This is a genomic window from Rhizobium sp. GW821-FHT14E12 (genome assembly GCF_058803745.1).
Genome location: NZ_JBXAPH010000002.1, coordinates 451,090 through 463,853 on the forward strand (window position 1 = coordinate 451,090; position 12,764 = coordinate 463,853).

A 12,764-nucleotide genomic window follows, 5' to 3' on the forward strand; every position below is an offset into this window, starting at 1 on the left:
CTGAATTTTGCCGCTTCCGGAGATTCTTTGTTCCATCTTCGGCTTCGTCCCGGAAATGGCGTGTCTGGAAGTTCGGCTACGCGCCGGGGCATTATCGGGTGAAACCGGAAAAGACTGCATGCCCCTGCTCCAAGTCGAAAATCTGACGCGCAACTTTGGTTCGACGCGTGCGCTTGCCGATGCGACATTGACCATCGAGCGGGGTGAGATCGTCGCCCTGATGGGTGCGAATGGCGCCGGTAAATCGACGCTGGTGAAGATACTCTCCGGCTCGCTGACCGCCGACGGCGGCAATATCCGGTTCAAAGAACATGGCTTCGCGCCGGCGACCCCCGCTGAAGCGACCAAAGCCGGCATTGTCACCGTCCATCAGTCGACCGACCTCGTCGGCGCTCCCGGTTTGACCGTCGCGGATGCATTGCTCTTGCCGCGTTTTGCCGATCGCCGGATGCCGTTCTTCGTTTCGCGCGCACGCATCCGCGCCAGGGCGCAAGCCATCTTGGACGTCGCGGGCTTTTCCCTACCGCTTGATCGGGACTTCGGTGATCTGCCGGCGGCGGACCGGCAATTGGTGGCGGTTGCGCGTGCACTGGCCGATCAGGCAGACCTGCTGATCCTCGATGAACCCACGGCAAGCCTTTCGGGGCAGGAAAGCCGCCGCCTGTTCGATATTCTCCTGCGGCTGAGGAGCCAGGGACTGGCGATTCTCTATATCTCCCATCGCACGGCGGATCTGGATGCGATCGCGGATCGCGCGCTGGTCATGCGCGGCGGGCGGGTCGTCGGCTCCTTCACGCGCCCGATCGACTTTTCGGCCGCCATCGAGACCATGATCGGACGCAAGCTGCAATCGGCGCGGCCGGGTGCGCGCGATTTCGCAGGCAAGCCGGTCTTCGAAATGCGCAATGCGCGCCTCGTGCCGAATGCCATCCCATTCGATCTCTCGCTTCGCGAAGGTGAAGTTGTTGCCGTTACCGGCGTGCTCGGCGCGGGCAAGAGCCGCCTGCTCTCGGCGATCTTCGGCCTCAATCCACTTGTCGAAGGAGAGATGTTTCTCGACGGCAAAGCCTATCGACCGAGAACGCCGGCACAGGCGATCGCCGCCGGTGTCGCGATGGCCGCCGAGGACCGTCATCGCTCGTCGCTGATGCCCGCCACCTGGCCCGGCAATTCGGTCGCCGCCACCATCAGCCTGCCTCATCTCGCCCGCTGGTACCCGAACGGATTCCTCTTCGGTAACCGCGAGCGGCAGGAGGCGGAAAAGGCGATCGACCGCTTGCGGATCAAAGCCCCGGGTCCCCTTGCCTCCGTCTGGACGCTCTCGGGCGGCAACCAGCAGAAGGTGGTGCTGGCGCGTTGGGAAGCCGAACAAAGCCGGCTGCTCCTGCTCGACGAGCCCTTTCAGGGCGTCGATGTCGGCGCCCGGCACGACATCATCCAGGCCATTCGTAGCCGCAGCGATCGCGCCACGCTGATTGCCACCTCCGACCCGGAGGAAGCCTTCGAAGTGGCCGACCGCATTCTCGTGATCGACCGGCATAGCCTGAGCCCTGTCGCCACTGCGACCACCCCAGACGCCCTTGAGGACATCCCCGCATGACATCCGTTGATAATGAGAGCTTCCCACAGCCGGCGGAACGGACAGAGACGGCTGTCGCCGTCAATCCGATAGTCGTTTGGCTTGCCGGGGTCAGTACCGTCCTGCGCTCCGGCGCGGTCTTCATCCTGCTCGTTGCGCTCATCATCGGCTTCACAGCCGCCCAGCCAGCCTTCATCAACATCAACAACCTCATGAGCATCCTGCAGGCGGTCTCCGTCGTCGCCATCCTCGGTGCCGGTGTTACCGTGACGCTGGCCGTCGGCGGGTTCGATCTGTCGATCGGCGCGGTCGCCGCCTCAAGCGTCATGGCTGCAAGCTACGCGATGATCGTGTGGCAGCTCGATGTCTATGCCACCGTGCCGCTGGTGCTCGCCTTCGGTGCCGCAATCGGCCTGATCAACGCGTTCATCATCGTTCGGCTGAGAGTGCCGGACCTGTTGGCGACGCTGTCGATGATGTTCCTGCTCTCCGGCCTGCAGTTGATCCCGACCGCCGGACGCTCGATCTCCTCCGGGCTGATCCTGCCCAGCGGTTCCAAGGCCGCCGGCAGCTACGATCCGCAATTCCTGCTGATCGGCCGCTATAGCCTGTTCGGTGTCGTACCCGTTTCCGTCGTACTGATGATTCTGGTTGCCCTTGTGCTCTTTGTGCTGACCGAGCGGACCCGCATCGGCCGGCTGCTTTTCGCCACCGGCGGCAACGAGGTGGCGACGCGGCTGGCTGGGGCCTCCACGACGCGGCTGAAGACGCTGGCCTATGTCATATCCGGCACGCTCGCCTCGCTCGGCGGCATCGTTATCGCCGCGCGCGTCGGACGCGGTGATGTCTCCTCCGGTGGTTCGCTGCTGATGGATGCGGTTGCCGCTTCGCTGATCGGCTTCGCGGTGCTTGGTCTGCGCCGTCCGAACGTGCTCGGCACCCTTGTCGGCGCCGTCTTCGTTGGCGTGCTGCTCAACGGGCTGACCATGCTGAACGCTCCCTATTACACCCAGGATTTCGTCAAGGGCGCCGTGCTCGTCGGAGCGCTCGCCCTGACCTACGGCCTCGGCCGTACCAACTCCTGACATCCTGCCCCTACCTCCGATCCCACAAGGAGCCGAAAATGAGCCGCGAAATCAGGCTGAACGCCTTTGACATGAACTGCGTCGGACACCAGTCGCCCGGCCTCTGGCGGCATCCGCGCGATCAGTCGTGGAAGTACAAGGATCTCGACTACTGGGTCCATCTCGCCAAGACGCTGGAGCGCGGCAAATTCGACGGTCTGTTCATCGCCGACGTGCTCGGGGTCTATGACGTGCTGAACGGCAATGTCGACGCAGCCCTTCGTCATTCGGCGCAGGTGCCGGTCAACGATCCCCTCCAGCTCATTCCGACGATGGCCTATGTCACCGAACATCTTGGTTTCGGGCTGACGGCGTCGCTGTCCTTCGAGCATCCCTATACCTTCGCCCGTCGCATCTCGACGCTCGACCATCTAACCAAGGGTCGCGTCGGTTGGAACATCGTCACCTCCTACCTGAACAGCGGTGCACTGAATGTCGGCCAGGCGGCGCAGACGAAGCATGACGATCGCTACGACCTTGCCGAGGAATATCTCGAGGTCTGCTACAAGCTCTGGGAAGGAAGCTGGGAGGATGATGCGGTGGTGCGCGACCGCGAGGCCGGCATCTTCACCCATCCGGAAAAGGTTCATCCTATCCATCACTCGGGCAAGCAATTCACCGTGCCGGGCATTCATCTGAGCGAACCGTCGCCACAGCGCACGCCAGTGCTCTATCAGGCCGGCGCGTCGAGCCGTGGCAAGGATTTCGCCGGTGCGCATGCCGAATGCATCTTTGTCGCCGCACCATCGAAGCCGGTTCTGAAGCGCTACGTCGCCAATGTCCGCGAGGCAGCGGAACGAGTTGGGCGCAATCCTCGCGAAATCCTCGCCTTCAACCTGCAGACCGTCATCCTCGGCGAAACGGATGCGGAGGCGAAACGAAAGTTTGACGAATACCGCAAGTATGTCTCCTACGAAGGTGCGCAGACGCTGATTTCCGGCTGGACGGGCATCGATTTCGGCCAGTTCTCGCCCGACGAACCGCTCAGGCACCGCTATACCAACGCCGTGCAATCGGCCGTCGAAACCTTCACCACCATCGATCCCGATAAGGTCTGGACCGTACGCGAAATGGCGGACTGGGTTGGCATCGGTGGCTTCGGTCCGGTCTTCGTCGGCTCGCCGCAAACGGTCGCCGATCTCTTGCAGGAATGGGTCGAGGATACGGATGTGGACGGCTTCAATCTCGCTTACGCCGTGACGCCGGAAAGCTTCGAGGATGCCGTCGACTTGCTGGTGCCGGAGTTGCAGAAGCGCGGCGTCTACAAGACGGATTATCGCCAGGGAACGTTGCGGGAAAAACTCGGCGGCAAGGGACCAAGGCTGCAAGCGCCGCATCCGGGCGCCAGCTATCGCAACTTGAACGAAGAACGGATCGCCAGGGCCGTGGCGGGATAGCGGCGCAATCGACGCGCCGCTATGTCTGGTCTATCCGACGGCGTGGCGAATGGTTTTCGAAATGCGCAGGAGGAAGGCGGGCCTCGATGAGGCGACGAGCTTCCACGACAGAACCGCTTTCGCCATGCGCCGGGGGAGGACGCCGACGGATAGAAACCATGCTGCCAGCATGGTGCGGCGGCGCAGGGATGCATTCATTTCCATACTGGCCACGGCACCGGCGGTGCCGAGGGTAAATCTGGAATCGCTGGTCATGGGGTGCTTCGAACTATCCATGCAGAGCGATGCCAGGCGCTCTTCCAGGTGGACGGGATCATGGAGATTGACGTCCTGCGGCACTGTCAGGCCAACCTCGGCAGCCTGATCCGACAAGGCATCCATGCGGTGAAAATCATGCTCCATGCGCCAGCGCGCGCGTTGACCGAGCTTGTCCGCGAAGACGGAGTGATTGGCGCCATGAATGCGGTAGGCGCCGAGACAGGTCTCGATCGACGTTACCTGTCCGTGAAGAGGCGCCACCGTGACGAGATAGCCATCGGCACCCTGTCGGAAATCCGTTTCCGGAACCGGCATGACCGCTTCCAAAACCGCGCGCCTGAAAGCCAGGCCGCTGGTGACGGTGGTCTGATAGCGCCCCCTCTGCAGCAGTTTCGCGGTGACGTCGCCGGAATCGAACGGCAGCTCCGAGGGCGGAAAGACATCCTTTACCTGCTGGTCCTCGTCGACGAGGTGCAATCGGAATTGCACCTGGGCGGTGTCGTCCTCCCAAGCATTGACGATCTCGGACACCGCATTCGGGTAGAGATAGTCGTCGGCATCGAGAAAAAGGACGACCTCACCGCTGCTTGCGGCAAAGCCGGTGTTGAAGGCCGCGCCGTGGCCGCCATTGGTTTCTTTTAGGCATGCTTTGATGCGCGATCCGTAGGAGGCGATGACATTGGCGGAGTCATCGGTGGACGCATCGTCGACGACGATGACTTCCACATTGTCGTAATCCTGCTCCAACGCGCTGCCAACAGCGCGGCGGAGGAAGCGTGCGTAATTGTAGTTCGAAATGATGATGGAAACGGAAGCACGGTCTGGGATGGAGTGCATCGCATTGAACCTCGCAATATTGCTTTGGTCGCGGCGAACCTTCTCATTCAGGTCCTGGGGAAAACCCGTTTCGGGAAGCACAGCTTCTCAACGTGAAGAATCTGCTGTCACTGACGTGCTAGCCGACGGGTGGCGAAGACGAAGTCTGAACTTGTCTGTACTGTTGCCAGCCTCGGCAGCTTTGTGGCTTTTGGATGGCAGGAGCTACATTAGCTTGCCATGACGCGGATAATTGACTGCTCGATGCGCTTTGGCTTGTCAGAGGCCATCAAACCTCTTTCGTCACCGATCCGGTTCCCCAAAATTCAAGATGCGTCTCGGGATGAAAGGAGTTTGTCGCGTTCGACGAGAAACTGATCGATGTTGGATTTACCTTTCACCGTCCAGAACGCGGCTTCACTCTCATAGGAATAACCCATGATTTCCTTGGGAATGTCGAAAGTGGCGAAATCCGAGAACCGACGCTCAGCCAGTTCGCAGATATAGTACGGCGAAATCTGGTCTATATGATAACGCGGCTTATACCGTAGAGTTCGAGCCAAGCTGCGAGCCAGGTTTTCAGCAAGGCGAACGGATCCGGGAGATCCGTTCAAGAAAACCGCTGAAGCCAGCACACGATACCAGTGCTTGCGTTTTTCACGCCGGAATATGAAGCCACCGCTTCGAAGGGCCGCCTCATTGTCGAAGAACTGCCATGGCGACTTGTTCATCACGGCGTCGACATCAATGATCAGCAGTCGATCGACACCTGCCTTAAGCAGCATGGGCGCCAAGAGGAAACGGGCTGCCGTGTAATAAACGGTACGATAAGGGATCGTTTCAGCGAGAACACATGGATCGATGGTAACCGTAAGCTGAACGTGCTCGAGAGTGGCCCGCAATTGAGCGATCTCCTCGAGGACAGTTTCAGATGGCTCCAGCAAATGAAGATGTAGCTTCTGAGGTGCTCCATGCGACTCGACCGAACGTATAAGGTCGATCGCAAACTTCCTGAAATAATCGTCATTGCAGGCCGCCAATATAACGTCGCCGCCGTTGGGAAAATCTCCGGAAATGCTCTTGGAAAAAACGGAATGCTCCTTCGCCCCTTGCTTTCCCGCGATCACACCCCTGACGATGTGGCGAAGCAGCAAACGGAATAATGCACTATGTTTCTTTTGAGGCGGGGACTTATGAAGGATTGCCTGCTCGACATTCATTTTTGAATTTTTAGACCCGTTGGCGAGATGTGGCCCTATATAGGAACGGCCTAAATTGCAATAAAAAGCTGAAACTGTCGCTGCATTGAATGACGCCGCGTTGCAATATCAACAATGCGCTGCGTGGAGTGCCGCGGCGTGCGTCACATCAATGGACCGAGACCTCGCGGAGAAACGGCCGCGGGAACGTCTGAAGGGCCATCAGGCCTTTTTGCCGCCGCGAATCCCTTCTCGAGATCGGCTTTTAGATCGGCAACATCCTCGAAGCCGATCTGGAGACGCAGTAGAGGCCCCTCCTCCGGCGGCCTCAACAGGATTCGGTCGCTTAGGTCGACCTCCAACGCCAGACTCGGAAAACCGCCCCAGGAATAGCCGAGCCCGAACAGCGAAAGGCCATTGAGAAAGGCCTGTGCCTTGGCTTTGAAATCCTCCGGCCGGGCGACGGAGAGGACGAAGGAAAAGACCCCGCTTGCACCCTTGAAATTCCGCTTCCATATGTCGTGGCCGGGAAAGCTCGGCAACGCAGGATACAGCACGCGTGCAACATCGTCGCGAGCCTCCAACCAGGTCGCGATGTCGAGGGCATTCGCCTGATGGCGCTCGAGCCTGACGCCCATGGTGCGCAGCCCCCGCAACACCTGATAGGCATCGTCCGCGGTCCCGCATATGCCGAGTGCGCCATTTGCCTGCCGGAGCCGCTTCCAGTGTTTGGCGTTGGCCGAGATGGTGCCCATGAGGACATCGGCATGGCCGGCTGGATATTTGGTCGATGCCTGGATCGATACATCGATGCCGAAATCGAGAGGCCGGAAATACAGCGGCGTCGCCCAGGTGTTGTCCATGGTCGTGATCGCCCCATGCCGCTGGGCAACGGCGGTGATGGCGGGAACATCCTGTATTTCGAACGTATTGGAGCCCGGCGCTTCCAGATGCACGAGTTTCGTATTCGGTCGGAAATGCGCCTCGATCGCCGCGCCGATCGAAGGATCATAATATTCGACCTCGACGCCGAAGCGGGCGAGCATCGTATCGCAGAAATGACGAACGTTGCCGTAAACGGAATCGACGATCAGCGCGTGATCGCCCGGCGAAAGATAGGCCAGAAATGCAATGGTGACGGCGGCAAGGCCGGATGGCACCAGGATGGTTCCCGCAGCACCTTCAAGTTCGTTGATCACATCGCAGAGCGCATCGGTCGTCGGCGTTCCCCGCGTCGCATAGGTGTATTTCTGCTCATGCTTTTCCATCGCCTCGGCATTCGGGAAAAGCACCGTCGAGGCGCGAACGACCGGCGGATTGATGAAGCCATGATAGTCGAACGGGTCATGTCCGGCGCGGATGAGCTGCGTGTTGGGACCGAGAGCGGGCGAGATGTCGTCATTGTCTGCCATGGGGTCTGCCTTGGTGTGGGGTCATTTCGCCTAGTTGCTCAGGCGTAGCGTTTTTCGTCTTTGCCGGAGACAGTCGAGCCCGCGCCCGACCAGCCGAGTTCAGGCGCAATCCGCGTGATGAAGTCGTGGAGGATCTGGCGATATTGCTCGTGCTCGAACTCGTAAGGCAGTTCCAGCCGCAACTCGCTGACCTTGGGTAGGATCGGATCGGCGAAAAGCTGCTCCAAAACCTCCTCCGAAGTGCCGATGATGTCGCGGGCAAACAGGGTGTGCCGTTCGCCTTGTGGCGTCAGGGTCCGCTCATGGCGGCCCGCTGCATAGTCCTGATACCGGCGGCGCGTAGCGGCATCGGCGCTGTCGAACGGAACGATGACGCGCCCTAAAGCGACACGTCCCCGAGTTCCAGCGGCGGCACGATAGGTCTCGATCAGCCGCGATTGAGCAACGAGGAAGTCGTCGGTCCCCTCGCCCGTGATCACATTGCCGGTCAAAAGGTTGAAGCCGTTGCGGCCGGCCCATTCAGCTGAGCGCTGCGATCCGCCGCCATACCAGATTCGGTCTATCAGCCCCTTGGCATAGGGTTGCAGGCGCGGCCGGATCGGGCCGAAGGGCGTCTTGATGAAGGTCTGTTCGTCGCCGAGAGGGGTGCCGCGCAGATTGTCGGCAAAGCGCAAGACGCGATCGTGGGAGAAATCATTGCTCTGCCAATCGCCGTCGAAAACCAGCGGCGCGATCAGGTCGGCATGCAGTGGCCGGCCGGCGCTGACGCCGATATTCAGCCGTCCGCGCGACAGGACATCGACGGTGGCAAGGTCTTCGGCCAGCCGATAAGGGCTTTCATAGCCGATCTGGATCACCGCCGTTCCGAGCTGGATCCGGCTGGTGCGCTGGGTTGCCGCGGCCAAAAAGGCGCTGCCCGATGAAATGCCGGGCTCCAGATGCCGCTGGCGGACCCAGGCACTGTCGAAGCCCAGCTCCTCGCCATATCGCAACTGCTGCAGCGTCTGCTCCAGCCCCGCCAACGGATCGTCGTCGGGATAATTGCCTGGGGTCAGGAAACCGATATGGCTTATCGAGATCTTGCGGCCGCTCATGGCATCACTCCTATTTACACTTTCCGACGATCAATATTTCGGCAGGCCGGGCGGATTGGTTTCCGACTTCGGCAGGGCTTCTTCCGCCAGATGCCATTGGTTGAGGATCTTGCCGTAACTGCCGTTGGCGATGAGATCATTGGTGGCGACGGTCAAAGCATCGGCCAGGCCACTCCCCTTGCGCGTGGTCACCGCGACATCCGAGCGATCCGGCCAGCCGGCGCTCAGCGTGCCAACGCTCCTGATATTCTTGTCGCGGGCGGCGATGTAGACGAGCTGCGCATGCGGCTGGACGATCACGTCGGCGCGGCCTGACGCCAGCGCCAGCAGGCTGGCGGCATCGTCGTCGTAATATTGCAGCTCCAGCGGTTTCAGCCCGGCGGCGACATTCTCCTTGCTCCATTCGAGCAGAATGCGCTCCTGATTCGTGCCGGCGCCGACGATAAAGCGGAGACCCGCCGCATCCTTCGGCTCCTTGATCGAGCCAATCTGGCTGTCCGACTTGACGTAAATGCCGTGCAGACCCTGGCGGTAGGTGGAGAAATCGAACTTTTCCTTGCGCTGCTCGGTAACGCCGACATTGGAGATCACGGCATCATATTTGCCCGAGGTGAGGCCTAGCGGCCAATCGATCCAGGCGACCGGCACGAGTTCCAGCTTGAGCCCAAGGCTGTCGGCGATGGCGGTCGCTATATCCGGATCGGCGCCGACCACGGTCCTGGCGTCAGTCGCATAGGTGGCAAGCGGCGGGCCGCCGGGTGCAACGGCAACCGTGAGCGTGCCCGGCGTCACGAACTTGAAAGCCTTGGGGATGGCTGCGATGGCCTTCGCATCTTGCTCGACATGAATGCGGCCTGGTTGTTCCGGGCTCAGGTCGAAACTCAGATTATCGGCATGAGCCACGCCGAAAGACGTCAACGCCGTCATCATCAAAACGAATGAACATGCCCGGATGGCCGGTATGCCTGTCATGATAGTCTCCATATCCCGTCTTCATGAAAGGCCGGCTCACGCTTTTGCGGAGCCGGCCGTTACTTGCGTCAGAACCGATCAGGAGCCGCTCTTCGGCAGGCCGGGCGGATTGGTCTGCGACTTGTCGACGGCTTCGGAGGTGAGGCTCCAGCGCTTCAGCACTTCCGCGTATTTGCCATCCTTGATCAGGTCGTTGAGCGCGATGGTGACCGCATCCGCAAGACCCGCGCCCTTGCGCGTCGTTACCGCAATCTCGGCCGTCAACGGCCAACCGCCGCTGACCGTACCGACCAGCTTGGTGCTGCCCTTGATGGAAGCGCTATAGGCGAGCGTGGCGTTCGGATTGAACTCGACATCGGCGCGGCCGGACTGGATCGCCAGATCGGCGGCGGCGCGGTCGTCGTAATACTGCACCTCGACCGGCTTCAGGCCAGCGGCGACATTCTCCCGGTCCCACTCCAGGATGATCTTCTCCTGGTTCGTGCCGGCGCCGGTGATAACCTTGAGGCCGGCGACGTCCTTCGGCTCCTTGATCGCGGTGATCTTGCTGTCGGACTTGACGTAGAAGCCGAGCACATCCTTACGATAGGTGGAGAAATCGAATTTCTGCTTGCGCTCCTCGGTGACGGTCACATTGCTGATGACGGCATCATATTTGCCGGAGGAGACGCCGAGCGGCCAATCCTCCCAGGCAACCGCCACAAGATCCAGCTGCAGGCCGAGCGAATCCGCAAGCAGCTGCGCGAACTCCGGATCGGTACCGACCACTGTCTTGGCGTCGGTGGCATAGGTTGCGACCGGCGGATCCCAGGGGTTGATCGCCACCGTGAACTTGCCAGGGTTGACGAATTTGAAGCCCGGCGCGATCGCCTTGATCGCAGCTTCGTCTTTTTCGGAACGGATCCGATTTGACGTATCAGGGCTGAGATTGAACTTTTCCGCCGCATAGGCGGAGCCGAGCCCGAGAACAGCCACGGCAATCACGCCGGCCACCAGGGATGTCGTTTTCTTGAAGACAGTCATGTAGCTTACCTTCTTTTCATTCTAGGGTTGTGGTTGCGCATGCTTTCTTCCTTTCGCGAAGTGGGGCCGGTTTTCGCTAGAGAACTTTTGCCAGGAACTCGCGCGTGCGCGGATGTTCGGCGTCATTGAAGATTCTGGATGGTGGGCCGACCTCGAGGATGTGGCCGCCTTCGATGAAGACCACCGTGTCGGCAACCTCGCGGGCAAAACCAACCTCATGGGTGACGATGACGAGCGTCGTGCCGGTGCGGGCGAGTTCCTTGATGACATCGAGCACTTCGCCGACCAGTTCCGGATCGAGCGCCGAGGTCGGCTCGTCGAAGAGCAGCACCTTGGGGCGGAGCGCCAGTGCACGGGCGATGGCGACACGCTGTTGCTGGCCGCCGGACAATTGGCGTGGATAGGCGTTGATCTTGTCGCTGAGGCCGACGCGAGCAAGCAGTTCCTGCGCCAGCTGTATGGCCTCCTCACGACTTACGCCGCGCACCTGGATCGGCGCCTCGATGAGGTTTTCGAGCACGGTCAGATGCGGGAAGAGATTGAAGCTCTGGAAGACCATGCCGATATCGGCGCGGCTTTTGAGAATGTCCTTCTCTTTCAGCTCATAGAGCGTATCGCCCTTCCGGCTATAGCCGATAAAATCGCCGTCGATGGAGATGAAGCCGTTATCGACGCGCTCCAGATGGTTGATGGCGCGCAGCAGCGTCGACTTGCCGGAGCCGGAGGGACCGAGGATGGCGGTGACGCTGCCGGGCGGAAGATTGAGTTCGACATTGTCGAGCACCTTCAGAGCGCCAAAGCTCTTCGAAATGCCATGAATGCGCACCGCGCCACCAGACGCCCTCAAACTTGCCACATCGCTGAAGCCGGTTTTGCGTACAACATCCGTCGTCGCCTCAAGCACCGGCAGCGGACGCCGGAAGCCGGAGAAGAAGGCCTGGAAGGGGAGCGGCGTCGGGTTGCGCAGTGCACCCCTGGAGAAATAGCGTTCGATATAATACTGCGCGATCGACAGCACGGTCATGATGATCAGATACCAGACCGTCGCGACCATCAGCAGCGGGATGACTTCGAGGTTGCGGCGATAGATGACCTGGACGGTGTAGAAGAGTTCCGGCAGCGCGAGTACGTAGACCATGGACGTGCTCTTCGCCAATCCGATGAGCTCGTTGAAGCCGGTCGGGAGGATCGAGCGCATGGCCTGCGGCAGAACGATACGGAAGGCTTGGCGTCGTCGCGACAGACCAAGGGCGGAGGCCGCCTCCAATTGTCCTTGATCGACGGAGAGGATGCCGCCGCGCACGATCTCGGCGAAGAAGGCCGATTGGTTGAGCGTCAACCCGAGGAAGGCGGCGGCAAATGGCGTCAGCAACTGTACCGTCGGATAGTCGAGAAAGACCACATCGGTGAAAGGAACACCGATCTTGATCGTCTCGTAGAGGTAGCCGAGATTGTTCAGCACCAGCAACAGCACGATCATCGGGATCGAGCGCAACAGCCAGATATAGCCCCAGGAGAGGCCCGACAGCAGCGGCGACTTGGAGACGCGGGCTAGCGCCAGTGCCGTGCCAAGTATAGAACCTGAGATGGCGGCCAGCACGGTCAGAAGCAGCGTCCTGCCGAGGCCGACGAGAACAGGCTCGGCGAAGAACCATTCGGCAAAGACGCCCCAACCCCAGCGCGGATTGGTGAAGGTGGAATAGAGCACGGCGGCGATGACGACAGCGGCGAAAATGGTGCCCGCCAGCCGGGCGGGATGACGCGCCGGCACGATCCGGTAGCGGGAATGATCCTGCTTTTGATCGGCGATCCGGCTTCCGGGATCAATCCCGGCGAAATCTGTCGTCAGTGCCATGATATTTCCCTTTTATGGATTATCGGTCTGTTGCC

The 12,764-nt window shown here is 60.6% G+C and carries 10 protein-coding genes; 3 read left to right on the plus strand and 7 right to left on the minus strand.

Annotated elements, in window-relative coordinates:
• Positions 1 to 118 precede the first annotated feature (118 nt).
• From AC1RO0_RS10270 to AC1RO0_RS10280, 3 genes are read left to right on the plus strand one after another with little or no spacing between them, the layout of a single operon-like run.
• Positions 119 to 1,600 carry a sugar ABC transporter ATP-binding protein gene (locus tag AC1RO0_RS10270; RefSeq protein WP_498592788.1) on the plus strand — a complete coding sequence of 494 codons (1,482 nt, stop codon included), beginning with the start codon at positions 119 to 121 and terminating at the stop codon, positions 1,598 to 1,600.
• Positions 1,597 to 2,664 carry an ABC transporter permease gene (locus AC1RO0_RS10275; protein WP_498592789.1) on the plus strand — a complete coding sequence of 356 codons (1,068 nt, stop codon included), beginning with the start codon at positions 1,597 to 1,599 and terminating at the stop codon, positions 2,662 to 2,664. Before AC1RO0_RS10270 ends, AC1RO0_RS10275 begins: the two co-directional genes overlap by 4 nt.
• A 38-nt stretch (positions 2,665 to 2,702) precedes the next feature.
• The gene (locus AC1RO0_RS10280; RefSeq protein WP_498592790.1) at positions 2,703 to 4,100 is read left to right on the plus strand and encodes an LLM class flavin-dependent oxidoreductase; all 1,398 of its coding nucleotides are present in this window, start codon (positions 2,703 to 2,705) and stop codon (positions 4,098 to 4,100) included.
• 30 nt (positions 4,101 to 4,130) lie between these two features.
• Here the strand turns inward: AC1RO0_RS10280 and AC1RO0_RS10285 are convergent, their stop codons facing one another.
• From AC1RO0_RS10285 to AC1RO0_RS10315, 7 genes are all read right to left on the minus strand, one after another.
• Positions 4,131 to 5,195 carry a glycosyltransferase family 2 protein gene (locus tag AC1RO0_RS10285; protein ID WP_498592791.1) on the minus strand — a complete coding sequence of 355 codons (1,065 nt, stop codon included), beginning with the start codon at positions 5,193 to 5,195 and terminating at the stop codon, positions 4,131 to 4,133.
• Between the two features lie 305 nt (positions 5,196 to 5,500).
• Positions 5,501 to 6,394 (minus strand): hypothetical protein, encoded by an 894-nt coding sequence (locus tag AC1RO0_RS10290; RefSeq protein ID WP_498592792.1) that lies wholly within the window; start codon positions 6,392 to 6,394, stop codon positions 5,501 to 5,503.
• 143 nt (positions 6,395 to 6,537) lie between these two features.
• The gene (locus tag AC1RO0_RS10295; RefSeq protein ID WP_498592793.1) at positions 6,538 to 7,785 is read right to left on the minus strand and encodes a cystathionine beta-lyase; all 1,248 of its coding nucleotides are present in this window, start codon (positions 7,783 to 7,785) and stop codon (positions 6,538 to 6,540) included.
• 38 nt (positions 7,786 to 7,823) lie between these two features.
• Positions 7,824 to 8,879, minus strand: a complete 1,056-nt coding sequence (locus AC1RO0_RS10300; RefSeq protein WP_498592794.1) for an LLM class flavin-dependent oxidoreductase — start codon at positions 8,877 to 8,879, stop codon at positions 7,824 to 7,826.
• Between the two features lie 30 nt (positions 8,880 to 8,909).
• Positions 8,910 to 9,851: an ABC transporter substrate-binding protein gene (locus AC1RO0_RS10305; protein ID WP_498592795.1), complete on the minus strand. Its 942-nt coding sequence runs from the start codon at positions 9,849 to 9,851 to the stop codon at positions 8,910 to 8,912.
• 78 nt (positions 9,852 to 9,929) lie between these two features.
• Positions 9,930 to 10,874, minus strand: a complete 945-nt coding sequence (locus AC1RO0_RS10310) for an ABC transporter substrate-binding protein (RefSeq protein ID WP_498592796.1) — start codon at positions 10,872 to 10,874, stop codon at positions 9,930 to 9,932.
• 76 nt (positions 10,875 to 10,950) lie between these two features.
• A complete protein-coding gene (locus AC1RO0_RS10315) occupies positions 10,951 to 12,729 on the minus strand; it encodes an amino acid ABC transporter permease/ATP-binding protein (protein ID WP_498592797.1) in 1,779 nt (592 codons plus the stop codon).
• Between the last annotated feature and the right edge of the window lie 35 nt (positions 12,730 to 12,764).

What these genes read in the sequence shown, in the direction of transcription:
- AC1RO0_RS10270 (WP_498592788.1), top strand. Translation starts at nt 119, where the DNA reads ATGCCCCTGCTCCAAGTCGAAAATCTGACGCGCAACTTTGGTTCGACG.
- AC1RO0_RS10275 (WP_498592789.1), top strand. Translation starts at nt 1,597, where the DNA reads ATGACATCCGTTGATAATGAGAGCTTCCCACAGCCGGCGGAACGGACA.
- AC1RO0_RS10280 (WP_498592790.1), top strand. Translation starts at nt 2,703, where the DNA reads ATGAGCCGCGAAATCAGGCTGAACGCCTTTGACATGAACTGCGTCGGA.
- AC1RO0_RS10285 (WP_498592791.1), bottom strand. Translation starts at nt 5,195, where the DNA reads ATGCACTCCATCCCAGACCGTGCTTCCGTTTCCATCATCATTTCGAAC.
- AC1RO0_RS10290 (WP_498592792.1), bottom strand. Translation starts at nt 6,394, where the DNA reads ATGAATGTCGAGCAGGCAATCCTTCATAAGTCCCCGCCTCAAAAGAAA.
- AC1RO0_RS10295 (WP_498592793.1), bottom strand. Translation starts at nt 7,785, where the DNA reads ATGGCAGACAATGACGACATCTCGCCCGCTCTCGGTCCCAACACGCAG.
- AC1RO0_RS10300 (WP_498592794.1), bottom strand. Translation starts at nt 8,879, where the DNA reads ATGAGCGGCCGCAAGATCTCGATAAGCCATATCGGTTTCCTGACCCCA.
- AC1RO0_RS10305 (WP_498592795.1), bottom strand. Translation starts at nt 9,851, where the DNA reads ATGACAGGCATACCGGCCATCCGGGCATGTTCATTCGTTTTGATGATG.
- AC1RO0_RS10310 (WP_498592796.1), bottom strand. Translation starts at nt 10,874, where the DNA reads ATGACTGTCTTCAAGAAAACGACATCCCTGGTGGCCGGCGTGATTGCC.
- AC1RO0_RS10315 (WP_498592797.1), bottom strand. Translation starts at nt 12,729, where the DNA reads ATGGCACTGACGACAGATTTCGCCGGGATTGATCCCGGAAGCCGGATC.